The sequence below is a fragment of the Oleiphilus sp. HI0043 genome, from assembly GCF_001634935.1.
Window position 1 is genome coordinate 1 of the sequence record NZ_LWEY01001151.1, and the last position, 1,586, is coordinate 1,586.

Genomic DNA, 1,586 nt, shown 5'->3' on the forward strand with positions numbered 1-1,586 from the left:
AAAACTAAAGTTCGAAATGATACGGTTTTTGTTGAGAATTTTGGTAAAACAAAAGGTAGCTTAAGATAATAAATTGTTTTGGGCCGCTTTTGCCATAAATTGCAATAGATCAAGTCAGGCCCAAAATGGCCAGATTATTCAATTCAATTTTCTAATGTGAGTAGCAATTTTCAGGCTGATAAGAGAAATCGAGATGTTCCGCTCCGTCGTCATTTGTAACGTTTAAAATTTCAGCATTTAGCTCGAGCTTTTGCTTGGAAAGGAATCATTTTCAATGAAGACCTCCTAGTAATAAGTGGACAGACTAAGACCAATCTTTCCCGGTTTCTTTGTGCGTGATGTTAATTTCGGAATAGCAATGCCGCAAGTCTGCCGCTGAGTGAGCCTCGCCAATTATGTCTTCAATCGTTGAGTCTAATTCCTCAAGTGACTCATAAGGCACTTTTAATAAATAATCGTACCCTTCGGGGTGGAGCTTTTGCGCGTCATAATATTTTGACCATTCATACTCAATATCATCTCTGACTTTCTTCTTGCCCCTAACAAACTTGCTGTTGTTTTCGATGTAAAGCCTAACATCTAAGACTGCAATTTTAATTTTGGATCGGGAGCCGGGTAATGGAGAGGATGGGTTGTTTTCTTGATATTTTTTAAGAATTCTGTAAACACTAGCAATGCCGATATCAAGCTTCTTGGCCACTGCTTCTCGAGTTAACCCTTCTTTTATTAGGTTGATGACTTCTATAGATTTGGCTCTCGCGGTTGGTTGGCGGCCTTTATATTTACCATCCTTTTTTGCTTTTGCCACACCTTCTAATTGTCGCTCTCTTCGCAAATTGGTTTCAAATTCTGCAAAAACACCTAACATATCAAAAAAAGCTTTTCCGGCCGCACTAGAAGTATCGATGGGTTGCTCAACCGTTTTTAAAAATATTCCGTTTTCCGACAAGTCGTGAACTAGGTTCTGCAAGTCTCTAAGGCTTCTCGATAATCGGTCTATCCTCGTGACAATTAATATGTCACCTTCACGAAGATAGTCTAAACAGGCTTCAAGCTGTTTTCGGCCACCTGTTTTCGTTGCACTTTGTTTTTCAGAGAAAATTTTGTCACATCCAGCTGCTGTTAGAGATTGCTTTTGCAATGTCAGATCTTGATCGATTGTTGAAACCCTTGCGTACCCGACCATTGCCATTGAGTTTACCTCCCGAAGCTTCATATGCCATCTTATATATCTATATATAGTGATAGCTTTCTATCTTAGAATAGATCATGGCTTATATGATAGTAAAAGATAGGCGCTTTATTGGCTATCACATAGGTATACTCTAATGATATCTTGAAAATATCCGTAAAATACGGATAATCAACAATATATGTAAATTACTTAATTGGTGGATTTTATGGCACAAGTAACATCAGGAGAGTTGCAAAAGGAGTTCGGCCGATATCGAACCATTGCTCACCGAGAAGCAGTTTTAATCACTAACCATGGACGAGAAGATTTAGTTCTTTTATCTGCTGAAGAGTATCATCGACTTCAAGAGCTCGAAGAAAGAGCATTTCATATTTCCACTCTGACAGAAAAT

At 38.5% G+C, this 1,586-nt stretch carries 2 protein-coding genes; one reads left to right on the top strand and one right to left on the bottom strand.

Features of this window, described 5'->3' with window-relative positions; genetic code table 11:
- Window positions 1-304 precede the first annotated feature (304 nt).
- Entirely contained in the window at window positions 305-1,192 is an 888-nt protein-coding gene (locus A3729_RS13230; protein ID WP_068633976.1) for a recombinase family protein, read from the bottom strand.
- A 208-nt stretch (window positions 1,193-1,400) separates the two neighbouring features.
- Between A3729_RS13230 and A3729_RS13235 the strand changes: the two genes are divergently transcribed.
- A partial coding sequence (locus tag A3729_RS13235) for a type II toxin-antitoxin system Phd/YefM family antitoxin (protein WP_068633977.1) occupies window positions 1,401-1,586 on the top strand: 186 nt, incomplete at its 3' end.

Excerpts from the sequence above, each read along its gene's own strand:
- A3729_RS13230 (WP_068633976.1), bottom strand. The coding sequence starts at position 1,192 with ATGGCAATGGTCGGGTACGCAAGGGTTTCAACAATCGATCAAGATCTG.